We start from the raw sequence: 24,511 nt of genomic DNA, 5'->3' as shown, positions 1-24,511 counted from the left end.
CAATTGCCATTCCCAATTGTTGATTAAAGTGAATTGAGACCACAGCTTCAGGAGGTGCCTGGCATGAACCTGAAACGACAATCCCGGCGCGGCAAGCGGCGGCTGATGCTGGCCGCCGCCGTCATTCTGCTCGCTGCTGCCGGCGGTACAGCAGCGGCCTTATCCCCCGCGCTGACCGGCTGGGCCAGCAGCGAGAAGCCCGCCGGAGCTGCAGCGGCTGCCCCTGGCGAAGACGCCGTCATTCTGACGGTGGACGGCGAGCCGGTCACGGCTCAGGAATACCGGCTGCTGATGAACCGCGAGAAAAGCGCGGTGACCAATGCCTTCAACGCCAAATACGGCGCTGAAGACCAGCCGGATTACTGGACCCATGACTTCGGCGGGGAGAGCCCGCTGCAGGCCTTGAAGCAGCGGACCGACAAAGCCGCCGCCGAAAGCAAAACTATTCAGCGGCTGGCCCGGGAGCAGGGCCTGATCGGCGATATCTCATTCTCCCGCCTTCTGGCCGACTGGCAGACGCTGAACCGGCAGCGCAGCCAAAATCTCCAAACGAACCAGCCCGTGTACGGGTTGACCTCTTTTACACTGGATCAATATTACGATTATTATATGAACCATCTGAAACAGCAGCTGCAGGAGAAGCTAGGGGACAACACGCTGAAACCGGCGGAACAAGACATCAAAACTTATTATGATGCTCACCCGCAGCTGTTCCAAAGCCGGGACGAATACGACGTTCAGTTGATCAGCATTCCTTACGGGGAAGCGGACAAAACAGCTGCTTTGCAGGAAGCAAACCGGGTCCTGCAGTCACTGGATGCAGGTAAATCCCCGGCTGAAGCAGCTTTGCAGGCCAAAGACGCTGCCTTCAGCAAGCAGACGCTTAAGGCGGCGAGCGCGAGCGAAGCCAGCGGCAGCTCCGATCCGTCTGCCCCCGCTCCGGAAAGCAGCTCCGGCGGGAGCGGGATTATTTTTCAAACCAAAGACATCTTATCTGCCGCCGCCGCCAAAATGCAGGCCGGTCAGCATTCCTCCGTCTTAGACGACGGCTCAGCCTACATTCTGCTGCAATTGGATTCGGTACGGAGAAACCAGCCCACTCCTTTGGAGGAAGTGCAGGATCAAATTCAGGAGCAGCTGCTCCGCGACCATTTCGATGCTTATATCCGTTCTGCCGTACAAGCCGCGAAAGTGAACATTCAGCCAACCTCTTACGACGCAATCTCTTTATGACGAATCTCTTATCACAAATCGCTTATGACGAAATAACGGTGAATTCAGAAGTACGCTGACCATCCTTATATCTTTTTTACTCTTGAAAAAGAAGGAGCGGACGAATTTGAAGAAAACTGGTTATTTATTCCTGTCCATGCTGATGGCTTTAACCTCCCTGTGGAACATTTCCGCTTCCAGCGGATCTGCCGCTTATGCTGCCGAGACAGCTGCAGTCGAAACGGCGGCGGCAGGAACACCCGGATCGACCGGAACAGCCTCCTCCGCCTCTGCGTCTGCCGGCATTCTGGACGTGAAGGGAACCATCTATTATGTGGACTCTGCGGCAGGCAGCGATGCCAATACCGGAACCAGCCCGGACCAAGCCTGGAAATCCCTCGACAAAATCAACGCCACCACCTTCTCGCCGGGCGACGCCCTGCTGTTCAAATCCGGCGGCGTATGGAACGGCCAGCTGTGGCCGAAAGGCTCCGGCACCGAAGGGGCGCCGATTCTTATCGACCGGTACGGCGAAGGCGATCTGCCGGTGATCAACGGCGGCGGTGTGGAGCGTCCTTACCACCAGACCGGGGCTATTTTTCTACAGAACCAGGAATATTGGGAGATCCGCCACCTGGAAGTAACCAACGACGACGACTTTGATACCGACCTGGTCGCAACGACTTACAAGAACGGTGAACCCTCGAACATCCGCGACGGCATTCTGGTCGTGCTGGACACCGATAAAGTGCCTGATGGCGGCAATAGCGTCATGCACCATATCTACATCAGCGACTGCTACATTCATGATGTAGACAGCCCTGACGAATGGCCCAACGAATATAAGAACGCCTCGTTTAACGGCGGGATCATGTTCTACGTGATCGGTTCCCTGAAGCCAAACATGACGTTTGACGACGTCCGCATTGAACGCAACTTTATCAAACATGTCGATCTGCTTGGCATCGCCAACTTCAACTACACGACCAAAACCGACTTTCAGGACGAAGTCGGCGGATACGGCCTGTGGCAGACAAACATTTATATCGGACACAACTATTTGCAGGACATCGCCCAAGGCGGCATCGACCTGTGCGACGCCAAAGACGCCGTAGTCGAATACAACGTGCTGGACGGCTGGATGAAACGTTATAACGCTCAGGCCGCAGGCATTTACCCTTGGAAATCCTGGAACGTTGTGTTCCAGAATAACGAGGTATACGGAGGTCCAACCACCACGGACGCCACCAATGGGGACGGAACCGCTTTTGACTTTGATTCCCCGAACATCAATATCGTTTATCAATATAACTACACACATGACAACCCGATGGGCTGGATGTCTTATCTGGGCCGCAGCGCCAACAACATCGCCCGTTATAATATCAGCGATGATGACGGTGAATACCTGATCAAGTTTGGCTGGTTCGGACCGGACTCTTCACCTGCCTATTTCCTGAACAACGTGTTTATCTATAACGGACAAAAAACCGCGTTCACCAACCGGAACGATGACATCGGGGCTTATTTCGATCAAGTGCCGTATTATTTCTACAACAATGTGTTCTACGACAAAACGGGTCCATCGCCGTCTACCTGGGCTGCTTCCCCTGATGATTACGGCACGGGCAAATTCAGCCATAACGTGTTCTATTCGGCGAACGGATTTACGGCTACCGGCTTACCGGAGGATCCGCATAAAATCACCGCCGATCCCGGTTTTGTGAACCCCGGCCAGGCGCCTAGCGCTGGTCCAAACGGGGTGCTGAGCGGCGCGACCGTCTGGGACGGCTACAAGCTGCAGGAAAGCTCGCCGCTGGTTGACGCCGGCATCTACGTGCCGCAGCTCGGCGACAAGGATTTCTACGGGAATCCGCTTTATTATGGAGAAGCGCCGGACATCGGCGTACAGGAGGTGCAGCAGGGCGACCGGGTTACGCCGGAGAATCCGCCGGAAATCGTGAACCTGGCCTTGGGGAAAAAGGTGACCACCGACTTTACGAGCACAACGCCTTACGCAGCTGGTTCCATCACGGACGGCCTGCCGAGCACGTATTGGACGTCAAGCACCAACAAGGAGCAGTCGATTACGATTGATTTAGGAGAGGAATCCACCTTTAACTCCATCAAAGCAGAGGAGTATGTGACCACTCCGCCGGAGACGGGCAATTACCGCCCCTTCCAGCCTGCCGTCGGCACCTACAGCTATGACTACTGGAATGGAACGGACTGGGTGCCTTTTTATGAGGGTTATGGCATCGGCGCCAGTCATACCGCGGTATTTGAACCGGTGACCGCAAATCAAATCAGAATGACCCTGCATCAAGCGGCCAATGCTCCTTCTCTTGCTGAAATCGCCGTATATAACGATCCTGAAGCTATAGGCGATCCGGCCGGCATAGCCCCGGAACAGCCAGAACCGGCACAAGTGGACGTGGTTGCCCATTACACCTTTGACAATGTCCGCAGCAACAGCAGCGAGGTGAAGGACAGCTCAGGGAGCGGACTGAACGCCACCAAATCGGCTTCGGTCGATATCGTCAATAATGACAGCTATAAAGGCCGGGCGCTCCGGTTCGGCAATCATGGTTCAGCGCCGGACAGCTACATTTCCATTCCGGATAGTGAACAGTTGAAACGAAGCTCATATACGATTTCGATGTGGGTCAAACCGGATGATTACGGGTTGTCTGCTCCAGCGGCGAACGGCGCCGAGGTGTTGTACTCCAAAGGCGATAACGCCAACGAAATGTACAGCGCTACGCTGCTAACAGATGCTCCGGCCGGCGGCTTCCAGAATCCGTTCATCCTAGAGGGCCAAGACGGAACTAAAGGCGCACGCTGGTATCCGACGACGCTTGGTCCAAACTCGGATCTGACCGTCCCGGCGGGAAAATGGAGCCAGGTTGTGCAATCTTATGACCGTCACACGTATAAGATTTATATCAACGGCGAACTCGTCATGTCCGTGCCCGTCTCTAAGGAAGGCGCTGACTTGTTCGCCAATAACAAACCGCTGCTGCTCGGCAATCAATCCACGGGGGCCGAAGGCAAAAATCCTTATTACGGCCTGATGGACGAAGTCCTCATTTTAGACGGTGCTCTGACAGATCAACAGGTCGCCCAGCTGTATAACGGGAAACTGAAATTCAACCATTAAGATTAGACAGCGGAACAAGATACATCGGGTTAGGAAAGCTAATAACTTGCTAAAGGAAGACAAAACCATGGCCATTTCTATTCGGGAAGCTGCCCGGGTCAAGCCGGCTCCGCGCCAGCTGGCCTGGCAGTCCCTGGAATTTTACGCTTTTATCCACTTCACCGTGAACACGTTCACGGACCGGGAATGGGGACTCGGTGACGAGTCTCCCGCCCTTTTTCAGCCGACAGAGCTGGATGCCCGCCAGTGGGTGGCAGCCTGCAAATCGGCCGGCATGAAAGCCCTGATCCTGACCTGCAAACATCACGACGGCTTCTGCTTATGGCCCAGCGCGGTGACGGAGCATTCCGTGAAGAACAGTCCTTGGCGGGGCGGCAAAGGCGATCTTGTCCGCGAAGTATCGGACGCCTGCCGGGAAGCCGGACTGAAATTCGGCATCTATCTCTCTCCGTGGGACCGGCACGAGCCGAGCTACGGGGATTCAGACGCCTACAACAACTTCTTCGCCAAGCAGTTAACCGAGCTGCTGACCGGCTACGGCGAGCTGTTCAGCGTCTGGTTTGACGGCGCCTGCGGCGAAGGCCCGAACGGCAAACGGCAGGTCTATGACTGGGACCGCTATTACGCCATGATCCGGGAGCATCAGCCGAATGCCGTTATATCGGTCTGTGGGCCGGATGTGCGCTGGTGCGGCAATGAAGCCGGACATACCCGCACCTCCGAATGGAGTGTGGTGCCCGCAAGCCTGCAGGATAACGAGAAAATCCAGGAGAAGTCGCAGTCCGAGGATGACGGGACCTTTGCTTCCCGCATCAATTCCGATGAAGACGATCTTGGCAGCCGCAGCATTATCGAGAAGTCGGAGGCGCTAGTGTGGTATCCGGCCGAAGTGAATACCTCCATCCGCCCCGGCTGGTTCTACCATGCTTCGGAGGATGACAAGGTCAAATCGCCGGATGAGCTGATGGAGCTGTACGAGCGGACGGTTGGCGGCAACTCCGCTTTCCTGCTCAACCTGCCGCCGGACCGCCGGGGGCTCATTCACGAGCAGGATGTGCGCAGCCTGGCCGGGCTTGGCGAACGCATTCGCAGGCTGTACAGCCGCAATCTGGCAGCGAATGCGGCGGTCAAAACCTCCGCCAGTCTTGACGCCGAGCATGGTGGCCCGGCGGTCTTTAGCGCTTCGGATACCTACTGGTCGGCACCCGAAGGAGCCGAGCAGGCAGAACTGGAATTTGATCTTGGCGAGACACAAACGTTTAACCGGATCGTATTGCAGGAGCATATTTCGGTCGGGCAGCGGGTTGAAGCTTTCCGGATCGAGGTTTTAGAGGACGAGGAAGTTCTTGAGGTCGGAAATGTGAACAGAGATACAGCGGCGGATGAGATGTCCAAGAGCGAGCGAGCGCGAGCCAACGAATCAGAAGCCTGCTGGCGGCCGATTTATAAAGGAACGGTGATCGGCTACAAGCATATCTGCCGCTTTCCGCCTGTCGCGGCACGCCGGATTCGTCTCGTCATTGAGCAGTCCCGCTGGTACCCGACCCTGCAGACGTTTGAGGTGTATCATTATACTCTAACTTAATTTAGAACCTTTAAGGGACGATGCCTAAACCCTAGCTGGCGCGTCCCTTTCTTTTTTAATTCCGCTGATGGGTTCATCGTTTAAATTGCACGGTCCTTTGCAGACGTTACCGGAAAATAGCTCATCTGAACCGGAGAAACGGACCTTGCTTCCCCTTCCGTCTCTCCCCGCTCTTCTTCCGCCAGCGTTTCATCAAGACAGTCTCCCCGGTACCTCCCTTCCTCCAGCTTCATATCGATAAAATCGACTACCTGCTGCAGGGAAGCGATTTGGCTGACGATATTCTCCCGGTGACCTCTCAGGTGCTCCACCAGCTCAGGATACTCCGCCGGATCAGCATCCGCCGAAACCGCCAGAAAAGGCCGCATTTCTTCGAGCGGCATCCCGGTTTTCTTCAGGCAGGACAACAGGCGGATCGTTTGAATATCCTCCTGCCGGTAGACGCGGTGCCCGTTCTCTTTGCGTTCAATGTGGGGAAGCAGCGATATCTTCTCATAATAACGGATCGTATCTTCAGGAATCCCGGTAAGCCTGGAGGTCTGCTTTATTCCGTAAGCCAGCTCTTCTTTCATTCTGTTCCCTCCCGAAAATTGTGTTTCATGCATTATACAACTTGGAGCCGGCTCCAGGTCAAGTTTCACCCTTTCAGAAAAAAACTTTCCTCCCACGCCTTGACTTGGAGTCGGCTCCAGCTTCTAGAATGTGCGCTATCAGGGAAATGTCCCGCTAACAGGAGGAGATTTAGGATGAATGATAACAGCCAGCTTGAAAATATCGCATTGATAACAGGCGCAAATGCCGGGATCGGCCTTGAGTTAACCCGAAAGCTGCTGTCGGAGGATTGGCAGGTAATTGCTTTGACCCGCTCCGACTTTCCGTCGGACGATAAGCAGATCGGGCAAGCGGCCGCAAAAGGGCAGCTGCGGGTTTATAAGACGGCAAATCTTGCCGATTACGCCGGCTTACACAAGACGATCAAAACGATCAAAGAAAAAGAGCGGCGGATCGATGTCTTATTTAACAACGCCGGCGGCTCCTTTTCGGAGCTGAGCTACTCCAAACAGGGACGCGAGCTGCATTATGAGCTGATGACGGTTGTGCCCTATATCCTGTTGAACGAATTAAAGGAACTTATCGCGAGCAGCCGTTTTAAAACGGTTATCAACACTTCCTCTTCAGCGCTGAAATTTACGAAAGAGTTTAACCTTGAAATCCTTGAGCACCCCAAAACATTCCGCAAGCTGCTGGGCCCATACGCAGCTTCCAAACTGGCTCTCTCGCTGTGGACAGAGGCTGTTGCTCCTCAGCTAGCCAAGGATCAAATCAAGATCCGCAGTGTGGATCCGGGCAGCAACAACACGTTAAGAAAAGGGAAAAGCTCCGGCCTGCCTCTCCTGGTTAAAGCTTTGATGAAGCTGTTTTTCCCGCCGCCCACACAAGGCGCCGGCAGATTGTACGAGGGCGCTTTCGGGGAACACCGGGAGGAAACAGGCGTGTTTCTGGTGAAAGGCCAGATTGCCGAGTTAAAATTCAGAGATCAAGCAAACGCTGTCCTGGAAAGAGTCCATACGATTTATCAACAGGATTATTTGCAAGGTCAAAATTAAAAGCTATGGGTACCCCCGGTTACAGTCAACCAGCCTCTATCCAGAGGCTGGTTTTTTATGCTTTTTCGAGTGAATTAGATAACAAAGTAAAGTGTCAAAGTCATATTGACTTTGATGATGGAAGTCGATACGATGATCTGGTTGTAAACGGAGACATGCTTTGCAGAGAGGATTAGAGTAAGTTATGAAAAAGAAAGCTGCGGATATCGCGTTTATCATTTTTGGTGCCTTCTTATTCGCGCTGGCCGTCAACCTGTTTGTTATCCCAAATGAGTTTGGCGAGGGTGGCGTTACCGGGGTCACTATCATTTTGTATTATTTGTTTCAGTGGTCACCTTCTATTGTTAATATCGTTCTCAACGGGTTCCTGCTGATTGTCGGCTATAGATTCCTCGACCGGCGGACTACGCTGTACACGATCATTGCCGTCGCCTTTAACTCCCTGTTTCTGCATTTGACGGCAAACTGGAGGGTTCAATCCAACGAATTGACCGTTAATGCCATCTTTGCTGGCGTGCTGGTGGGGCTGGGAATAGGCTTGATCGTGCGGGTAGGCGGCACTACGGCGGGAACCGTGATTCTGGCCCGGATCGCCAATAAATATCTCGATTGGAATATCAGCTACGCGCTGTTGTTTTTTGATCTGATCGTTGCTTTTTCCTCTTATTTTATTATCGGTGCGGAGAAGCTGATGCTAACCATCGTTATTTTGTATGTAGGCACAAAAGTGATGGACTTTATCATCGAAGGACTGAACCCTAAAAAAGCAGTGACCATCATCTCGGAGAAGCAGGACGACATTGCCGAGAGGGTCATTACCCAAATGGACCGCGGCGTTACCGTGCTGTCAGGCCATGGCTACTACACCAAAAATCCGAAGGAAGTCCTTTATATTGTCATCAGCAAACAGGAAGTTTCCCCGCTGAAAAAGATTGTAAAAGCCGTTGATCCGGCGGCCTTTATCACCATTCACGATGTGCGGGACGTGTTTGGGGAGGGATTTTTGGACATTTCGAAGTAAGGGCCGATCGTACTTCCCGCTTAATCAATAGCCTCAAAATGCTTGAAGGCTGTAAACGGGCCCCCCTCTTCCAGCCGCTGGCGAATAAGGCCGGCACACGCTTCTGGGCTTAATACCGATGTATCGACCTCCAAATCATATATGCCGGGAAAATGGACAACATCCTGCCATAACCTGACCGGTTTGGGAACGGACCCGTCCTGCTCATAACCCGCCTTCCATGTGGCTATTCGGCGCTGCATGACAACCTCTAACGGGCACCGGACGCCCACAAACAAAACGGGAAGCCCCCTCAGGATTCGGGCACATTTGGGAACAATCCCCAGCGGGACGGAATAGTTGTCGTGGTGACCTACATCCACCACAACATTTAACCCCAGCCTGCTGTGTGCAGCGATAGACTCATACATGGCCAGATACAGCGTCAAAATAAGAGGCTCAAGGTCCGGGCGTTCTCCGCCGGGCCGGAGCCCAATCCCTGGCTGATAGCATTCCGGCGTCATCTGCATAAACCGGTCTACGCCCATGTTCATCCAAACCCCATCAAACGTATGCTGAATAACCCCGGAAATGCTGGACTTTCCGGATCTTGGAGTTCCGTTCAAAATAACGATCTGCCCCGGCTTCTGTTCTTCTGACATAGGTTCGCACCCTCCAGTCCTTTATTGTTCCATATTAGATTGCGGAATCGGCCGCTCATTCATCCCTTTCTTTAGTTAAACTAATATACTAAAAGCCCGGCACATATCACTATACCGGGCTTTTAGTATATTAAGAATTTCCTTACAAGCAACTCTCAACTCAACAGTCAATCGAATTTCAAGGTCCAGAACCGCTCCGTGCCGAAACGGTCCTCCAAATCTTTCTGGCTGGCTTTCTTGAGCTCAGGCACCCAGAACTGCGATTTGTGCGACTGCACTGAAGCCACTTTCTGTTTCACGAAATCTTTGACATCTACCCGGACGTCAGGCGCCCCGATGATGTCTTCGCAGCCTCTGGAGAACGCCATTGCGCGGACAACCGGTCTTCGTTCGGCCGGCAGATTCTCTACGCAGCGGACAACGGCGGCACCTGTTGCATCATGATCGGGGTGCACCGCATAACCGGGATAAAAAGTATAAATAACCGTCGGATTGAGTTCCTCTATCACAGCCGAAATCGCCCCGTCCAGCAGCTCACGCTCTTCGAATTCAATTGTTTTATCGTGGAAGCCGAGCATCCGCAAATCCTGAATACCGATGGCCCGGCAGGACTGAGCCAGCTCTTCCTTGCGGATTTCAGGCAGCGTAATGCGGTTCGCAAATAATGGGCTGCCCATGTTGCGTGCCATTTGCCCAAGGGTCAAACAAGCATATGTAACCTGAGAGCCGTTCTTCACGTATTTGGCCAAACTCCCCGAGACGCCGAAGCTTTCATCGTCCGGGTGAGGCAGCACGACCAGTACGCGGTGATTGTCATAACGATCCATATCCGTGATCATATCCTCATCTCCATTCCTCGTAACGTCATTTAAAAGGGTACGGGCTGATCTGCAGGGCGACTACCAGCTTGCCGTCCTTGTCATGCCCGGCCAGAATAAGCCGATCTTGTTCCGTCTCTTCGTAATGGGTCAGGCCTTCGGAATAGATCCAGCCTTGCTCCATTTTGAGACCCACCCGGTAGGGCCCAACTCCGGAAATGCCGCCATGGACGTAACGGATGACCGCATTCGTAATAAAATTGGCGGCCGGATGCCGGGACGCGTCGTTGTGAGCCGCATAAGCCCCGTTCGTTAATTCAAGATGTATATATAAATCTTGGTCTTTCATCTCGTCGATTCTCTGTTGAATGTATTGCGGATCAATCGGCAGCATCGCATTCCCCTCCATCTATAGCAATCTTGTTAGCAGGCGGCCTTAAGGCTTTGCGGGCTGAAAATAAGCTACGCCCTGCCAAATGCTCATTCAGCATCCTGCGGTTAAATCTTTAGCAACCTAATCTATTTTATCATATTACGTTCCGGATTGCTCACACCCGGGCAGTCTTTCATTAAAACAAACAGACATGCCCTGATCGGCATGCCTGCTCGTTTTTTGAAGCCTAAACGACTGACCGCTTCTTAAATGGAGATATCAAGATTTTTTCCGAGATTCGGGTTACTGCTCTTCTCCATCATTTGTACCAGATTCTGCCCCTGGACTTGGGCCTGGTCTTTCGCCATAGACATGACTTGAATGCTAACCGCCTGAGCAAGCTTGGCTTGACTCATAGACATAGATGTAGCTGGGATATCCATCTTCCTCCTCCTCCCTCTGTCCTTGTTATCGGTTGGCGGGAAGTCTGAATTGACCCTGCGGCAAAAAGTTTACATTTCGGCCCCTTCGCCCGGAGCAAACGTCCTAAATTCGGAAGGCGGAACGCTTTTGAATTTCTTAAAGGTCCGGCTGAAATAAGAAATATCCTGATAACCGGAAGCCAGTGCAATTTCGGAGATCGTCATTTCCGTGTTGCGGAGCAAATATTCGGACTTCGAAATGCGGATATGGTTGACGTATTCTGTCACGGTCCGTCCTGTAAGCTCGCTGAACAGCCGGCTGAAATGAAAGCGGCTCAGGCCCGCGAACCGGGAGAGCTGCGAGACGCTGATTTCCTCGAGATAATGCTGTTCTATATATTCAAAAATCGGAGCAAACCGCTCCAGATTCCGCCTGCGGGTGTTGTCGCCGGAAGAGGCCTTCGGCGTCTCGACCGTGTATCCCCTTATCAGCAGCGCCAGCAGCCTGAAAATGGACGATTTCACCGCAAGCTCGTATCCGATCTGCTGATCCGCAAATTCTTGCACGATGGCATCCATGACCCGTGCAACAGCCTCATCGTCCCGGATCAGATGCTGGAACAAAATCCGGTTCTGGGCGAACGGCGCCACAAATTTAACTTCAAGCGCGTCGGGCGAAGGGCTTTGCAGCAAGGACAAGTCAGAGATCAGGGCATAATATTCTACCTCATCCGTCACGGCCGTCCCCTGGTGCAGATCGTTGCAGTTCAGCATCAGCACATCCCCCTCACGGACGCGGAAAGGAACAGAGTTGCATTCAATGACGGCTTCTCCCTTCGTAAAATAAAGCACCTCCATATGCTCATGCCAATGCGGCGGAAACATCTCCCGCCCGCAGCTGCCATGCCGGCAGGTGTGCAGCTTGACCGGAAAATAAGGGTCCGGCATATCCATAGGTTCGCGCAAGGCTGCTGGTTTGTTCATCTCTGATTCCCCCTGATCGCACATTTGTTCAAACAAACAGCAAGGTGGTGCATGGCTTTCCAGCCGCAAATCGATAACAATACAAATAAATCCGAAACCCTAAGGTGAACGATTGAATTTCGCTCAGGGCAAAATACGCAAAACACTTTCAGGCGAACATTTCGTTTTAACGGCATGTTTTTCCTTCTTTGCCCCGCTTATTTTCTAGGTTCATCTGATAAGTTTCTTGAATCGAAGGGAGCTGCTTTCATTTATGTCTATCGTCAAAATCGGCGTGATCGGCACGGGTTCGATCTCCGAATATCATCTCAAGCCTTACTCCGCTCATCCGGATGCGGAAGTTTACGCGGTATGCGACCTGAATGAAGAACGAGCCAACGCCGCAGCCGCAGCTTTTGGCGCGAAGAAGGTTTATACCGACTATCGTGAGCTTGTGGCCGACCCGGACATCGACGCGGTCAGCATCTGCACCTGGAACAACACCCACGCCGAAATCAGCATTGCCGCGCTGCAGGCCGGCAAACATGTCCTGGTCGAGAAACCGCTCTGCAAGACTGTAGAAGAAGCCCTTCAGGTCCAGGAAGCCGTTCAAAGCTCCGGCAAGCTGCTGCAGGTCGGCTTCGTCCGCCGCTACGATCCGAATGCCCAGATGCTGCGCACCTTCGCGGACAACGGCGAATTCGGCGAAATCTATTATGCGAAAACCTCCTATATCCGCCGCATGGGCAATCCCGGCGGCTGGTTCAGCGACAAAAGCCGTTCCGGCGGCGGGCCGCTGATCGACATCGGTGTCCATGTCATCGATCTCTGCTGGTACATGATGGGCCGCCCGAAGGTTAAATCGGTCAGCGGCAATACGTACAGCAAGCTGGGCAACCGGGCCCACATTCAGAACCTTTCCCGTTACCAGGCCGCCGATTACAACGCCGAGCTGAATGATGTGGAAGATATGGCCAATGCCTTGATCCGGTTTGAAAACGGCGCTTCGCTGATGGTCGACGTCAGCTTCTCCCTGCATGCCAAACAAAACGAAGGCATCGTGAAGCTGTATGGCGACAAAGGCGGCTTCGAAATCGATCCCGAGGTTTGCATCGTCACGGAGAAAAACAACACCATCCTCAACATCCAGCCGCAAACGGACAGCGCAGGTTTCCAGTTCGAGAAAGCCTTTGAAAGCGAAATCGCCCATTTCATCGACTGCGTCCAGCACAATAAACAGCCGCTGAGTCCGGTGGAGGACGGCGTTGAAATCATGAAAATCCTGAATGCCGTCTATGAATCCGCCGCTACCGGCAAGGAGGTTTATCTATGAAAATCGGATTAAGCACCTACAGCCTGTATGGCGCCTTGCAATCCGGCGAAATGACCGTCGAAGATGTAATCGACTATACCGCCTCCATCGGCGGCGAACATGTCGAAATCGTGCCGCTCGGCTACAGCCTGACCGACAATCCCGACCTGATTGACGCAATCCGCGCCCGGGCGGAGCACAACGGACTCGAACTTTCCAATTATGCGATCGGCGCCAACTTCCTGACGGACGACGAGGAGCAGTTCCGGAAAGAGATCGAGCGGGTCAAAGGACAGGTCGATATCGCCGCCAAGCTTGGCGTATCTCTTATGCGCCATGACGTAGCTTCCTCGCCGGACGTCTCGATTCGCCATTTCAACGCCCAGGTTGAGCGGCTCGCCGGAGCCTGCCGCGAAATCGCCCGCTACGCAGCCGGGTATGGCATTACGACCAGCGTAGAGAACCACGGCTATTTCATCCAGCAGAGCGACCGGGTTCAAACGCTGGTTCAGGCGGTTGGGGAACCCAACTTCAAAACGACGCTGGATATCGGCAATTCCGTCTGCGCCGACGAAGATCCTTTGGCGGCCGTGCCAAACAACCTGCCGTACGCATCTATCGTGCACATCAAAGACTTTTACATCCGCCCTGCCTCCCAGGATCCCGGCGAAGGCTGGTTCCGCTCTACAGCCGGCAAATATTTGCGCGGAGCGATTGTAGGCCAAGGCGACCTGAACATCCGCGAAACGCTTCGCCTGGTTAAGGAGTCCGGGTATGACGGGTATCTCTCCCTGGAATTCGAAGGCATGGAGCCCTGCCGCGACGGGGCAAGAATCGGCCTTGCTAATCTGCGGCGCTTCTGGAACGAGATTTAACTGAGGCCTTTAACTCAGGTTTTAACTCAAGTCTTTATAGGAAAAGGCGGCTGCCTGGGAACCAGGGTACCGCCTTTTTTGATTTATTTAGTATGATTTATTTAGGAAGCCTCCATCTTCCTTCCGGTTCGGAGACTCCTGTTTCTAAGCGCGTCTAAGCCCGGTAACGTTTGATAAAATCAACCGCCTGCTTGATATCCGCTTCCGGCGTGTCGCCGACCTCGCGTTCCACCGTCAGGTAACCGCCGTAGCCGATGTCCTGCAAAGCCTGGAAGTAAGCGTCAAAATCAACGCCGCCTTCGCCGACCGGCACCTCCTTGAAGCCCGGCTCCTGATCCAGCTTCGTATGATCCAGTGCGCCGTATACGTCGTACGGGTTCACTTCCCGCAGCCGGACGCCGTCTTTGACATGCGTATGCACGATATAATCCTTCAGGGTATGGACGCCCCGGGCCGGATCATCTCCTGTCACCATCACCATATTGGCCGGGTCAAAGTTGACCGCCACGCCTTTGGTATCCAGCGAATCCAGGAACCCTTTCAGGCGTTCCGCCGTTTCCGGACCGGTTTCGATCGCAAAATAACCACCAAGAGAATGCGCATAGGCCGCCAGCTCGTTGCAGGCCTCCTGCAGAATGGCATAAACCGGGTCGGCTGGATCCTCGGGCACGATGCCGATATGCGTCGTCACAACGCGGCAGTCCAGATCGAGCGCCAGGTCGAGCGCACGTTTCGATTTTTCGATCTTCCATCCGTTCTGCGCCGGGTCTTTAAAGCCGCTTCCGCCGAAATCCGCGCAGAGCGCCGAGATGTCGAGCCCCAGCTCTCGGATGAACCTTTTCAGCTCCGCCCGTTTCTCGGCATTCATATTGTCCGGCTCCATCTCACCCTGCGTCACCCAAATCTGCACACCGTCTGCACCGATTTCCTTCGCTTTGATGAGCCCCTCCCGGATGCCCAGTCCAAAGCTGTCGACAATCACTCCGATTTTATTCGTAAGTCCCACTGCAACCCGCCCTCTCCCTGAAAATTCCCCCGCCAAACGGGATCTTGTACCAACTTTTCCTGAAAGTATAACCTGCTTCAAACCTATTCGGCGGATCAAAGACTGATTCCTGTTCCAGCTTGCAAAGTTAAGTTGCCAGTCAAGGATTATGAGTCGCAGGCTATAAGTCGGGACTACGAATCTCGACTTAAGCCTCGTAATTCACCACATAACTCTGCTTCGCCGTATGGTAATACCCGAAGCTGAGCTCCGCAACCTGTCCCTGGCCGTCAAAAGAATACCGAGTCCGCTTTAACACCGGCGTCCCCTCCTTCAGCTTCAGCATGTCGGCGATTTCGGCAGAGGGCAGCTCGGCGGCAAATTCGTCGCGCAGCTTATCAAGCGTAATCCCCTGCTCCTCCAGCAGCTCATACAGGGAGCGCCCGTCCAGCTCATCGTCCTCCAGGCCGTCCACGGCCGGAGACACGTAATGCTCGTAGTAGATATACGGAACATCGTTCAGATAATAGATCCGGCGCAGCTTCAGGCACAGCGGGCCAAACAGCTCGAAGGGCTTGCTGCCGGGTTCATTCTTGACCTGCTGCAGCCCCAGCCACTGCTTGCGGATCTTATGGCCCTCTTCAACAAGAATTTCCGTGAAATGTTTCCATTTGGACAGCTTGGAGGTAACGGTGTTGCGGACAACGCGCGTCCCCCGGCCGCTGCCTTTCTCCAGATACCCCTCCTGCACGAGCTCTTGTACGGCTCCGCGCACGGTGATTTTGCTGACTCCGAACTCCTTCTCCAGCTGCGGTTCAGGGGGGATGACCGAATCCAGCGGATAAACGCCGTGCAGAATCCGGTCCTTGATAATATGTTTGATTTGCAGATATAACGGTCTGTCTTTCCGTTTTAAACTCACCTTGATTCCTACCTTTCCACATCGCGGAGGCCTTGGGCCATCGCCCGCAGCACCTCGGCTTCGGAAGCCATCGGCGTATCTCCCGTTACCGTATGGGCGAGCATGCCCGCCGCTGCCGCAAAAGCTACCGTCCGCTCAGGGGCAAATCCCTCAAGCTCGCCGTGGATAATGCCGCTGGCAAACGCATCCCCGGCTCCGATCCGGTCATGGACCGGAAAGACCAGCACGTCCGAATAGCTGAACCGGCCGTCCCGGTAGATATAGCCGCGCAGGGAATGGCGCCCGTCCTCAAGAAGACTGCGGTGTGTGCCCGCCACCGTCCGCACGCCGTATCGCTCCGCCGCGACCGGGATCAGCTCCTCGAGCAGCTCCTCGCGTTCCTGCTTGCCGGCGGCGGAGGTCATGCCAAGCACATGCAGCGCGTCCTGCTCGTTCATGAACACGATGTCCGCCAGCTCCAGCATGGCTTCGTAATGGGGTTTGGCGAAAGCATAACCGCCGTTTGCAGCCCACAGGCCCGGCCGGTAATTGCAGTCGAAGATGACCAGGCCGCCCTGCGTTTTGACCTGCCCGGCAAACTCCTTCATAGACCGGCGCGCGCCGTCGTTCATGGCCAGCGTAATGCCGCAGAAATGAACGGCATCCATTTCGCCGGCCGTCTGCTCAAACGGATAAACACCGTCCGGGGCGGTGTTAAAGCTGCTTTCCTGACGGTTGGAGTAGGTGACCCGGCTGGGCCGAATCCCAAAGCCATTTTCCAGGAAATACATGCCCAAATAGCTGCCACCCCTCAAAATCTTGGAAGTGTCGATCCCCAGCTTTCGCAAATAGGCGGCAGCGGCGTCGCCAAGCGGATTATCCGGCAGCCTCGATACGAGATAACCTTTATGCCCGAATTGGCTCAGCGCCGAAATGACATTTACGCCGGTTCCCGAAAATGAATATTTCAGCGTATCGCTTTGGGCAAGCAGCTCATGGCCCGGCACCTGCAGACGCATCATCACCTCGCCAAAGGCAGCCACCGTCTTAGGCATATTGGTTGGCCAGCTTTGTCATCATTTGGTGCAGCACCTGCACGTCATGAACATTCGTTTTCCCGCTCTCTTTATCAATAATAGACGAATAGACGTGAGGAATCACCTGTGGAACGCCGGCTTCCAGTGCAATCCGCAAAATGGCCTCAAAGTTGTCCAGGTCGATTCCGCCCGTCGGCTCCAGGGCAAAACCTTCTTCGGCGCACGCTTTCGCTACCGCGCGCAGCTCCTCTTCCCGGCTCAGCCCCTGCATCGGGAAGTATTTGAGCGCATTGCCGCCCATGTCCTTAACGAGCGCAATAGCCGCTTTAACCGGCACAATAGCCGTTTCCGTTTGAGCCGCGCTGACCGGGCCTGTTGAGATATTCACATAACCAGCCTTTCCGGTGGGGGAGACCAGGCTGTTGATCCAGCTGTCTTTCCCGTTCAGGCTGGCCCGTGTAGCCCCCACGGCCGGGAAGACCTGGTTGATATGGCTGCCCGGATAATGTTTGGCGATTTCCGCAACCACGGTGGCTTGACGGTTATCGCCGGCGCCAAGCCCGATGGATACCGCATCCTCAATTTCGCGGCCGTATGCCTTCATCGCTTCGACGGCCAATTCAACGGTTGCGTAGTCCTTGGATAATACGCCGACCAGCACATGGCCTTGCGCCGCCTCAAAGACCTCCTTGGCATTGGCGATATCCTTCGCCAGCACGTTTAGGGCCACACGGTTGTTATAGAAACGTTTGCTGATATTAGACATTTGCTGTTCCCCCTGTATATTCGCGGATTTTGGCTTCGATGACGGCCATGTCATCTCCCATGAGCGGACGCGGATCGATATCGAAATACCCTTGGCGGACTCCATAGTCCCTAGTATAAATGGCGATGTCTCCCTTTTGAAGCTTGTCGTTCAGTTCCCTGGCGGTTAAGCCTGCTTCCGAAGCGTCCACATGAATACGTCCGCGGAAGATGGCCCGGCCCGCTTCATCCTGTACAATCGTAACCTTGATGCCGGGGATTTGGCCATTGAGGGCCACCAAACGCTGCAGTTCCGCTTTCTCCTGCTCGCTGCGGTCCTGCTTCTCCGCATATTCGTCCAGAGCCTGGAGCAGGCCAAACGTTGTCTCCTTGCCGACCTTCATGCTGCGGCCGATGCCGTGCAGCTGCACCTTCAGCCATTCGATATAGGTTCGCTTGCCGGCCACAATGCCGGACGTCGGGCCTTCGATCGCTTTGGAGCCGCTGTAGATGGCGAGGTCGGACACCTTCACGTATTTCTGCAGGTCCTCTTCGGCCGCCGCGTCCACAATGAGCGGAATCCCTTTGCTCTGCGCGACCTCCCAGGCTTCTTCGACGGAAATCATATTTTTCTGGACCGCATGGTGGGACTTCACATACAGCAGGGCAGCCGTACGTTCATTAACGGCATCCGCCATATGCTCGGCTTTGCCTTCATTGGCATAACCAACCTCCACCAGCTTTCCACCGCCCAGGTAAACCATTGTTTCTACGGGGGCGCCGTACTGCACGTTGTGCCCTTTAAGAATAATGATTTCGTTCTTCTCTATCGGCTCCTGATGCAGCCGCTCGCTTAGCCTGCGGTTGCCCCGGGTTACGACAGCGGCCACGGACAACGCAATTCCGCTTGAAGCCGAGTTCACGACAACGGCGGCTTCCGAACCTACATGACGCGCCACGTAATCCCCGGCTTTATCGACCAGGTCGGCGATCTCCACGTAACTTTGCCCGCCCTGCTTCATCGCTTCCATAACGGTATCCGTTGGGGCGGATACCCCAAGAATACTCATCCGTCCGCTGGCGTTAATTACCCGTTTAAGCCCGTATTTCGCTTGAAAAGAATTTGTCACCGACAACCGCTCCTTTAGCTTCAATTCGCCGGTTTGAGGTCCGGCGTTCCCCTTCGGAATCCACAAGCTCTGTTGCTTCATCTGCCACTGTAAAAAAGGTCAGGTTCGCCGAATCACCGGCTTGAATCCGGCCCAGCTCCGGACGGCCAAGCCAGTCCGCCGCATTCACCGTAACGCGCCGTACCGTCTCCTCCAGCCCGTAGCCGAGCTCCAGAAATTTGCTCAGCACGTTCGCCATGCTGTACACGGGTCCGTTCAGCCGATTGCCGCGGTAAATGTCCGTGCTGATCGTATCCGGATGGATGCCGTGCCGTTTGGCCGCTTCCGCCGTGGCGAACGAGAAGCTTGCGGTGCCGTGCCCCACATCCAGATGAACGCCGCGCCGCACCGCGTCCGTCAATACGTCCAGCGGATTGCCGTCCGCATCAAACAAATTGTTGGCTTTGCCGTTCAGATAATGCGTAATGATATCTTTCCGCTGCAGCAGCGGCACCACTTCCCGGATGTCCGGCGGCGCAGAGCCGATATGGACCATCAGCGACAGCCCCGTCTGTTCCGACAGCTCCCGCGCCGCCACAAGCGGCTGAATGCCGCTTTCCTTAACGACGCTGCGGCTGATCCGGGCTTTCAGGCCAACGATAAAATCCGGATAATCCCGGACGGCCTGCACGACCTTGTCCCGGTTAATCCAGGACATATCGGACAACTCATCAATACGTTTCAGCCCGATTTGGGAAATATTCAAGAAAGCCAGCAGCCGGGTATCCGCCTTCCTCCCGCTTGCTTCCAGATCGGCAATCCGGTCGGCTCCGCAGCTGCCTGCATCGACAATCGTCGTTACGCCCTGTTTGATGCCGATTTCATCAATTTCATCCCCGTACGGATCAAATTCGGGGAAGGCATGAACGTGCATATCAATCCAGCCGCTCGAGACGTAAGTGCCGGCCGGCGCTTCCCAAACGTCAAAGCCATCAAAACGGCCGCCGGAATCCGGATTCCCCTCTCCATGTACATCCGATAGATCCTCCCCTTGAACTCGAACTTCGGTAAGGATTCCATCTGTTATCACGAGATCTATCAGCCTGCCATCGGTCTGCCGCAGATTTCTAAGCAGCCTTCTGCCCATCGGCCCACCTCCACACTCCACAAGGAGTCTTTATTTATACCTTAAACTATCACAACAAGACGCCCATGTAAATATAACGTTATAATGTTTAAAATTAATTTTACTGGACGAATCCTTTACCCCTCTAATAAAATATGGAATAAAAAGTCATAGGAGGAAAAGATGAAACCAGCTTCACGTCTGCTCAAGTCGCTGTTAATCTATTTAACCGCCTTTCTGCTCGTCATTCTGTTCGTCCTGCTGCCGCGGACGGAGCGTTTCAGCTGGACCGTATACGGGAATAACATCAGGGATTTTGTTGCCCAGCTGCTGCTGGAGCGCTCGCTCGGCGTGTCGCAGTATAATGTGCCTGCCGGCCAGGAGGTGCTTGACGCACTTGGAAAAAGCATACTTATTATTCCCTCGGCCCTGCTGATCGCGTTTGTCTTCGGCATCCTCAAAGGCATGCTGGATTACGTTTTCTCCAAATGGAAGTTAAGCGTACTGGGCAGCGGAGTAACCTGGTTGTTCCAATCCATTCCCGACTTTCTGCTTCTGCTGCTCGCGCAGTGGTACATCATTCATCACGGCAACAAAATCCGTTTCTTTGCGCCCGATGGATGGACAGGCTTCTATATTCCTGTCGTGCTGGCCTCCATTTATCCCGTCATGTATGTGGCGCGGATTACCTATGCTTCCATTGCCTCCCAGGAAGGAGAGTTTTATATTAAAACTGCTGTTGCCAAAGGTTTGCCCTCCTGGCTGATCTTCTTTAAACATATCATGCTGAATTGCGTGACCCGGATTTTGACCCATTTTACACCGCTTGGCGTTTATATTATTTCAAGTCTGGTGCTGATCGAATATTTCCGCAATATTCTCGGGGCGGCGAGACGGATGTTTGTCGGCATTGACTACATGACGTTTTTGGGAATCTCCGGACCCAGATATGAGCCCGGCGTGCTGATCGGCATCGCCTTCTGCTTTATGCTGATCGTTGCGCTTTTTCAGATCATCAGCTTCCTGGCCCTCAGATGGCTGGGTCCGGCTGAAGCCCGCAGGGAGGAATCATAATGCGCAGAAATATCATGCTCTGGGTTGGCTGCCTGATGTTAGCCATATTGCTGTTTGTTATTTTTGTTGGTCCTTATCTCCCTTTCATTGATGTTACGCCTGTGCCGTCACGTTTGTCGGACAGCGGCAAGCTGACGCTGCCCCCATACAAATATTCCGCGGAGAATCCGCTGGGCTCGGATAAATTCGGGGTGGACAATTTGAGCCGGATTGTCGTCGGAGCCAAAGAAACGCTGCTGCTCGCCGGTTCGATTGCCCTGCTGCGTTATGTGATCGGCTTCCCGTTGGGCGTAATGGCAAGAAATAAAAAAGGGGGCGCCCACAACTTGATTTCGATTCTGAACCATGTGTTCTCCTTCTTTCCGACATTGATCGCTGCTGCTGCGTTTATGAGCCTGCCGCTGCTCGTTCAGGTCCACCTCCGAACGTTCTGGATCGTCTTGTTCCTCGCCTTCATCGAGGTTGGCCGGGTAGCCGTGCTCGTTCAGCAGCAAACCAGCCGGATCTCCCAGGAGCTGTACATTGAAGCGGGGAACGCGCTTGGTTTAAGCCCGCTGCGCATGGCCAAAAACCACTATCTGCCGGCCATGACCCCGGAGCTGATCGTCAATCTCTGCCTGGACTTCGGCAAATCGGTGCTGCTGATCGGCCAGCTCGGCGTGCTTCACATCTTCATCGCCCAGCGTTATTCCTCTTTCGCCGGAATGCTGAATACCAGCAATGACTGGGGCAGCATGTTAGCTGCCCATATTTCCGAAATTTTCGTCAGCAAATTCCAATACGTCCTGATCCCTTCTACGGCCATTTTATTTGCAATATTAACTTTTAACGTGCTTGGCGAAGGGCTGCGCCATCTGTTCAACCGCCGCCCGTCTTCGGGACGTGTAATTTGACAGGAAGCCTGATTTCAATCCTGGTCCCTTCATTCTGCTTGCTGCTAATATTTAACATTCCTTTGTGGTTCTCGATGATGTTCTTGCTGGTCATAAAGCCAAGACCGGTGCCGCTTTGTTTCGTTGTGAAAAAGGGTTCCCCGATCCGGGCCAGCAGCTCGGGCGGTATTCCCGTGCCGGTATCGGTCAAAACAATTTTGACAGCCTGGTCATAGGGGGGCCCCGGCGGAAACATCTCGACGGTAAGGGTTCCTCCCTCCGGCATCGCTTCGATGGCATTTTTCATAAAATTAATAAATACCTGCTTAATCTGGTTCTCATCACAATGAACCTCGGGCATACCGGCATCCTCATGCAGGAGAATTTCAATGCCGTTCATATTGGCTTCCCCGATCAAGAGGGAGGCCACCTGCTCCAGAATATTCCTTATGTTCCTGGGTTCAAACTTCGCCGTCTGGGGTTTAGCCAAGGCCAGCATTTCGCTAAGGATCAATTCGATCCGGTCAATTTCCGTATTCACGATATCAAAATACTGCTGTTTGCGTTCCGAATTCTGCAGCAGCTTCAAGAAACCTTTGATCGAAGTAATCGGGTTGCGGATTTCATGCGCAATCGCCGCTGCGAGCTGCCCGGCTAAAGAAAGCTTCTCCGATTCCATCATCAGCTGCTCCGTCTTCTTCTGCTTGGAGATATCCCTCAGGATAAAAGCAGCTCCTCCCGCCCCGCCACGTCCATACTTGAGCGTAAAACCGGTCAGCGAAATTTGAACAGGCTCGCCGTTCTCTTTCAGCATTTTTGTCTCAAAGCCGGTTACAATATTGTCCATCTGCAGCTTGTGGACCAACTGTCTAAAATCTAATTGAGACTGCATCACGTCAAATGGCAACCGGCTCCAATGCCGGTCAAGCACCTGATTCATCGGCCAGCCAAACTGCTCGGTGAAAGCCTGGTTGCTTTGGACAACATAACCGGCGGGATCAAAGATCAGGACAGGATCCAAATTAACCGCTACAAGATCATGAAACTGACTGGTCAGGGTACCCTGTTCCGTAATATCCTTGATAACCGTCCCAACCGCATTTAAACATCCGGATTCATCGCGGATAGGAAACAGTTTGATATAAAGGGAAATCAAATTTCCCTCTTTGGTCCTTTTAATGGTTTCATACTCCAGCTTCAGTAGAGGAGCACATTCTTCCTTCTTTAGCTCGGCTATAATTTTGTGCAGCGGCTCTTCCGAACCAATTGGCGGCACTTCGCCCAGAATCTCGTCTTCGCGGTAACCGAACAGCTTCTCGAAAGTCCCGTTGACTTTTATAATCCGGCCCTCAAGATTGACGACCGCTACAGCTTCCGAATCCAAATGATAAAGACACTTCATGATTTCCCAATTGGCTTTGTTTCCGTTCTGCTCGCTGGCCCAGGTCATATCTGTAACATGAATGACAAGGAGAAAGGAATCCATCATCGGCAGCTTCGACAGCCGGACCAATCCCCGCAGCACGTGGCCATGTTTATGTAAATAACGATTCTCTAAATGTAAAATTTCCGTACCGTCTTCCAACCAGCTGCGGTAATCCTTAATGACAAGAGGCTGATCTTCAGGGTGGATAATCTTCTCCGCGTGTTCCCCCAAAAGCTCCTGCTCTTCGTAACCAAGAAATGCACAGAGAGACGGATTGGCTTTAATAAAAGTCCCATCCTGATTCATCAACGCCATACCTACAACCGTTCCGAATATAGAATTCGGCCGTAATTCCTGATCCGCAACATCTAACATGCTGTTATTTTTCGCCATCGTGCTTCTCCTAGATTATGTTAGGTTTTAGTCTTGTAAGGTTTCTCTGGTGTCTCTTCCTTTCTACACGACGCTTGCCAATTCCTCCCAACCAAGGATGTACCCCTGCTTATATAAGGAACTATAATGTAAAGACTTTCGCTGGTAAAGGGCAGACGCAAAAAAGAGGAGCCGCCGCTCCTCCTCTTCAAACGTTCTATTTAATGCAGTGTACCGCCCGTTTCCCGAACGTCCTCCAGAACGTGGACCGACTCCAACGCCGCCGTCTGCAAAGCCAGAACGATCGCTTCGAGACTCAAGGAAGGCTGACCATTGTTCAGCGCCTGCTCGGGCAGGAAGGGAATATGGATAAACCCGCCCCGGCTCTGCGGGGATTTCTTCTGCAAATAGTCCATCAGCCCATAAAACAAGTGATTGCACACGAAGGTCCCTGCCGTATTGGATACAGCTGCCGGTACTCCGGCTTCCTGGATCGCCCGAACTATCGATTTGATCGGAAGCGTGGACCAATAAGCGGCTGGTCCGCCTGCTATAACGGGTTCGTCAACAGGCTGCCCGCCTTTATTGTCCGGTATGCGGGCATCATCGACATTAATGGCAATACGCTCAGGCGTAATCTGCGCCCTTCCTCCGGCTTGTCCCACGGCGATAACCACATCCGGCTGGTACCGCTCAATCGCTTCTGTCAGGACCGCAATCGATGCTCCAAATACGGTAGGCACCTGTATGCCGATCAGTTCAACATCGCCAATCACCTTGCCGTTCAGCTTTTTTACCGCTTCATATGACGGATTGATCTGCTCCCCGCCAAAGGGTTCAAATCCGGACAACAATACTTTTGTAGTCATGAAAAAT

The 24,511-nt window shown here is 53.6% G+C and carries 23 protein-coding genes; 9 read left to right on the top strand and 14 right to left on the bottom strand.

Annotated features, from left to right (window positions below; translation table 11 throughout):
- The first annotated feature begins 63 nt into the window (after positions 1-63).
- The 3 genes from CBE73_RS17975 to CBE73_RS17965 all read left to right on the top strand — a co-directional run bounded on the left by CBE73_RS17975 (position 64) and on the right by CBE73_RS17965 (position 5,957).
- Positions 64-1,233, top strand: a complete 1,170-nt coding sequence (locus tag CBE73_RS17975; protein ID WP_094095396.1) for a peptidyl-prolyl cis-trans isomerase — start codon at positions 64-66, stop codon at positions 1,231-1,233.
- A 106-nt stretch (positions 1,234-1,339) separates the two neighbouring features.
- Positions 1,340-4,372 carry a LamG-like jellyroll fold domain-containing protein gene (locus CBE73_RS17970; protein ID WP_094095395.1) on the top strand — a complete coding sequence of 1,011 codons (3,033 nt, stop codon included), beginning with the start codon at positions 1,340-1,342 and terminating at the stop codon, positions 4,370-4,372.
- Positions 4,373-4,439: 67 nt separating this feature from the next.
- Positions 4,440-5,957 carry an alpha-L-fucosidase gene (locus tag CBE73_RS17965; RefSeq protein WP_094095394.1) on the top strand — a complete coding sequence of 506 codons (1,518 nt, stop codon included), beginning with the start codon at positions 4,440-4,442 and terminating at the stop codon, positions 5,955-5,957.
- A gap of 80 nt (positions 5,958-6,037) precedes the next feature.
- Here the strand turns inward: CBE73_RS17965 and CBE73_RS17960 are convergent, their stop codons facing one another.
- Positions 6,038-6,529: a MerR family transcriptional regulator gene (locus CBE73_RS17960; RefSeq protein WP_094095393.1), complete on the bottom strand. Its 492-nt coding sequence runs from the start codon at positions 6,527-6,529 to the stop codon at positions 6,038-6,040.
- Between the two features lie 174 nt (positions 6,530-6,703).
- Here CBE73_RS17960 and CBE73_RS17955 point away from each other — a divergent pair, with 174 nt between their 5' ends.
- Complete coding sequence (locus tag CBE73_RS17955) at positions 6,704-7,564, top strand: SDR family NAD(P)-dependent oxidoreductase (RefSeq protein ID WP_094095392.1); 861 nt, start codon at positions 6,704-6,706, stop codon at positions 7,562-7,564.
- A 184-nt stretch (positions 7,565-7,748) separates the two neighbouring features.
- Positions 7,749-8,585: a YitT family protein gene (locus CBE73_RS17950; RefSeq protein WP_094095391.1), complete on the top strand. Its 837-nt coding sequence runs from the start codon at positions 7,749-7,751 to the stop codon at positions 8,583-8,585.
- 20 nt (positions 8,586-8,605) lie between these two features.
- On the opposite strand, the gene CBE73_RS17945 is transcribed toward CBE73_RS17950, so the two are convergent.
- From CBE73_RS17945 to CBE73_RS17925, 5 genes are all read right to left on the bottom strand, one after another.
- On the bottom strand, positions 8,606-9,226 hold the full coding sequence (locus CBE73_RS17945; protein WP_094095390.1) for a chloramphenicol phosphotransferase CPT family protein: 621 nt from the start codon (positions 9,224-9,226) through the stop codon (positions 8,606-8,608).
- Positions 9,227-9,393: 167 nt separating this feature from the next.
- Positions 9,394-10,065, bottom strand: a complete 672-nt coding sequence (gene bshB2, locus CBE73_RS17940; protein ID WP_229752532.1) for a bacillithiol biosynthesis deacetylase BshB2 — start codon at positions 10,063-10,065, stop codon at positions 9,394-9,396.
- Positions 10,066-10,090: 25 nt separating this feature from the next.
- Positions 10,091-10,438 carry a YojF family protein gene (locus CBE73_RS17935; protein ID WP_094095389.1) on the bottom strand — a complete coding sequence of 116 codons (348 nt, stop codon included), beginning with the start codon at positions 10,436-10,438 and terminating at the stop codon, positions 10,091-10,093.
- Between the two features lie 245 nt (positions 10,439-10,683).
- A complete protein-coding gene (locus tag CBE73_RS17930; protein WP_094095388.1) occupies positions 10,684-10,860 on the bottom strand; it encodes a YjfB family protein in 177 nt (58 codons plus the stop codon).
- Positions 10,861-10,929: 69 nt separating this feature from the next.
- On the bottom strand, positions 10,930-11,823 hold the full coding sequence (locus CBE73_RS17925; RefSeq protein ID WP_094095387.1) for an AraC family transcriptional regulator: 894 nt from the start codon (positions 11,821-11,823) through the stop codon (positions 10,930-10,932).
- A gap of 253 nt (positions 11,824-12,076) precedes the next feature.
- On the opposite strand from CBE73_RS17925, the gene CBE73_RS17920 reads away from it, so the two are divergent.
- Both CBE73_RS17920 and CBE73_RS17915 read left to right on the top strand, forming a co-directional pair.
- The gene (locus tag CBE73_RS17920; RefSeq protein ID WP_094095386.1) at positions 12,077-13,135 is read left to right on the top strand and encodes a Gfo/Idh/MocA family protein; all 1,059 of its coding nucleotides are present in this window, start codon (positions 12,077-12,079) and stop codon (positions 13,133-13,135) included.
- Positions 13,132-13,989 carry a sugar phosphate isomerase/epimerase family protein gene (locus CBE73_RS17915; RefSeq protein ID WP_094095385.1) on the top strand — a complete coding sequence of 286 codons (858 nt, stop codon included), beginning with the start codon at positions 13,132-13,134 and terminating at the stop codon, positions 13,987-13,989. Before CBE73_RS17920 ends, CBE73_RS17915 begins: the two co-directional genes overlap by 4 nt.
- 154 nt (positions 13,990-14,143) lie before the next feature.
- On the opposite strand, the gene CBE73_RS17910 is transcribed toward CBE73_RS17915, so the two are convergent.
- The 6 genes from CBE73_RS17910 to CBE73_RS17885 form a co-directional block, all read right to left on the bottom strand.
- A complete protein-coding gene (locus CBE73_RS17910) occupies positions 14,144-14,995 on the bottom strand; it encodes a sugar phosphate isomerase/epimerase family protein (RefSeq protein ID WP_094095384.1) in 852 nt (283 codons plus the stop codon).
- Positions 14,996-15,182: 187 nt separating this feature from the next.
- A complete protein-coding gene (locus CBE73_RS17905) occupies positions 15,183-15,896 on the bottom strand; it encodes a GntR family transcriptional regulator (RefSeq protein ID WP_094095383.1) in 714 nt (237 codons plus the stop codon).
- Between the two features lie 8 nt (positions 15,897-15,904).
- A complete protein-coding gene (locus CBE73_RS17900) occupies positions 15,905-16,930 on the bottom strand; it encodes a sugar kinase (protein ID WP_094095382.1) in 1,026 nt (341 codons plus the stop codon).
- Positions 16,923-17,678: a 2-dehydro-3-deoxy-phosphogluconate aldolase gene (gene dagF / locus CBE73_RS17895; protein WP_094095381.1), complete on the bottom strand. Its 756-nt coding sequence runs from the start codon at positions 17,676-17,678 to the stop codon at positions 16,923-16,925. The genes CBE73_RS17900 and dagF overlap by 8 nt, the downstream gene beginning before the upstream one ends.
- On the bottom strand, positions 17,671-18,786 hold the full coding sequence (locus tag CBE73_RS17890; RefSeq protein ID WP_174704770.1) for a DgaE family pyridoxal phosphate-dependent ammonia lyase: 1,116 nt from the start codon (positions 18,784-18,786) through the stop codon (positions 17,671-17,673). The genes dagF and CBE73_RS17890 overlap by 8 nt, the downstream gene beginning before the upstream one ends.
- Complete coding sequence (locus CBE73_RS17885; protein WP_157739618.1) at positions 18,752-19,912, bottom strand: amidohydrolase/deacetylase family metallohydrolase; 1,161 nt, start codon at positions 19,910-19,912, stop codon at positions 18,752-18,754. Before CBE73_RS17885 ends, CBE73_RS17890 begins: the two co-directional genes overlap by 35 nt.
- Before the next feature lie 162 nt (positions 19,913-20,074).
- Between CBE73_RS17885 and CBE73_RS17880 the strand changes: the two genes are divergently transcribed.
- On the top strand, positions 20,075-20,965 hold the full coding sequence (locus CBE73_RS17880; RefSeq protein ID WP_094095379.1) for an ABC transporter permease subunit: 891 nt from the start codon (positions 20,075-20,077) through the stop codon (positions 20,963-20,965).
- Positions 20,965-21,858, top strand: a complete 894-nt coding sequence (locus CBE73_RS17875; protein ID WP_094095378.1) for an ABC transporter permease — start codon at positions 20,965-20,967, stop codon at positions 21,856-21,858. Before CBE73_RS17880 ends, CBE73_RS17875 begins: the two co-directional genes overlap by 1 nt.
- On the opposite strand, the gene CBE73_RS17870 is transcribed toward CBE73_RS17875, so the two are convergent.
- Positions 21,824-23,638 (bottom strand): PAS domain-containing protein, encoded by a 1,815-nt coding sequence (locus CBE73_RS17870; RefSeq protein ID WP_174704769.1) that lies wholly within the window; start codon positions 23,636-23,638, stop codon positions 21,824-21,826. The genes CBE73_RS17875 and CBE73_RS17870 overlap by 35 nt on opposite strands.
- Positions 23,639-23,856: 218 nt before the next feature.
- On the bottom strand, positions 23,857-24,504 hold the full coding sequence (pcp, locus tag CBE73_RS17865; protein ID WP_094095376.1) for a pyroglutamyl-peptidase I: 648 nt from the start codon (positions 24,502-24,504) through the stop codon (positions 23,857-23,859).
- Between the last annotated feature and the right edge of the window lie 7 nt (positions 24,505-24,511).

The organism is Paenibacillus physcomitrellae, assembly GCF_002240225.1.
GTDB lineage: Bacteria > Bacillota > Bacilli > Paenibacillales > Paenibacillaceae > Fontibacillus > Fontibacillus physcomitrellae.
This window is presented reverse-complemented; position numbering and strand designations above follow the sequence as displayed.

Excerpts from the sequence above, each read along its gene's own strand:
- CBE73_RS17870 (WP_174704769.1), bottom strand. The coding sequence starts at position 23,638 with ATGTTAGATGTTGCGGATCAGGAATTACGGCCGAATTCTATATTCGGA.
- CBE73_RS17875 (WP_094095378.1), top strand. The coding sequence starts at position 20,965 with ATGCGCAGAAATATCATGCTCTGGGTTGGCTGCCTGATGTTAGCCATA.
- CBE73_RS17930 (WP_094095388.1), bottom strand. The coding sequence starts at position 10,860 with ATGGATATCCCAGCTACATCTATGTCTATGAGTCAAGCCAAGCTTGCT.
- CBE73_RS17935 (WP_094095389.1), bottom strand. The coding sequence starts at position 10,438 with ATGCTGCCGATTGATCCGCAATACATTCAACAGAGAATCGACGAGATG.
- CBE73_RS17945 (WP_094095390.1), bottom strand. The coding sequence starts at position 9,226 with ATGTCAGAAGAACAGAAGCCGGGGCAGATCGTTATTTTGAACGGAACT.
- CBE73_RS17965 (WP_094095394.1), top strand. The coding sequence starts at position 4,440 with ATGGCCATTTCTATTCGGGAAGCTGCCCGGGTCAAGCCGGCTCCGCGC.
- CBE73_RS17950 (WP_094095391.1), top strand. The coding sequence starts at position 7,749 with ATGAAAAAGAAAGCTGCGGATATCGCGTTTATCATTTTTGGTGCCTTC.
- CBE73_RS17975 (WP_094095396.1), top strand. The coding sequence starts at position 64 with ATGAACCTGAAACGACAATCCCGGCGCGGCAAGCGGCGGCTGATGCTG.
- CBE73_RS17900 (WP_094095382.1), bottom strand. The coding sequence starts at position 16,930 with ATGCCTAAGACGGTGGCTGCCTTTGGCGAGGTGATGATGCGTCTGCAG.
- CBE73_RS17880 (WP_094095379.1), top strand. The coding sequence starts at position 20,075 with ATGAAACCAGCTTCACGTCTGCTCAAGTCGCTGTTAATCTATTTAACC.
- CBE73_RS17955 (WP_094095392.1), top strand. The coding sequence starts at position 6,704 with ATGAATGATAACAGCCAGCTTGAAAATATCGCATTGATAACAGGCGCA.
- CBE73_RS17960 (WP_094095393.1), bottom strand. The coding sequence starts at position 6,529 with ATGAAAGAAGAGCTGGCTTACGGAATAAAGCAGACCTCCAGGCTTACC.
- CBE73_RS17885 (WP_157739618.1), bottom strand. The coding sequence starts at position 19,912 with ATGGGCAGAAGGCTGCTTAGAAATCTGCGGCAGACCGATGGCAGGCTG.
- CBE73_RS17925 (WP_094095387.1), bottom strand. The coding sequence starts at position 11,823 with ATGAACAAACCAGCAGCCTTGCGCGAACCTATGGATATGCCGGACCCT.
- pcp (WP_094095376.1), bottom strand. The coding sequence starts at position 24,504 with ATGACTACAAAAGTATTGTTGTCCGGATTTGAACCCTTTGGCGGGGAG.
- dagF (WP_094095381.1), bottom strand. The coding sequence starts at position 17,678 with ATGTCTAATATCAGCAAACGTTTCTATAACAACCGTGTGGCCCTAAAC.
- CBE73_RS17915 (WP_094095385.1), top strand. The coding sequence starts at position 13,132 with ATGAAAATCGGATTAAGCACCTACAGCCTGTATGGCGCCTTGCAATCC.
- CBE73_RS17920 (WP_094095386.1), top strand. The coding sequence starts at position 12,077 with ATGTCTATCGTCAAAATCGGCGTGATCGGCACGGGTTCGATCTCCGAA.
- bshB2 (WP_229752532.1), bottom strand. The coding sequence starts at position 10,065 with ATGATCACGGATATGGATCGTTATGACAATCACCGCGTACTGGTCGTG.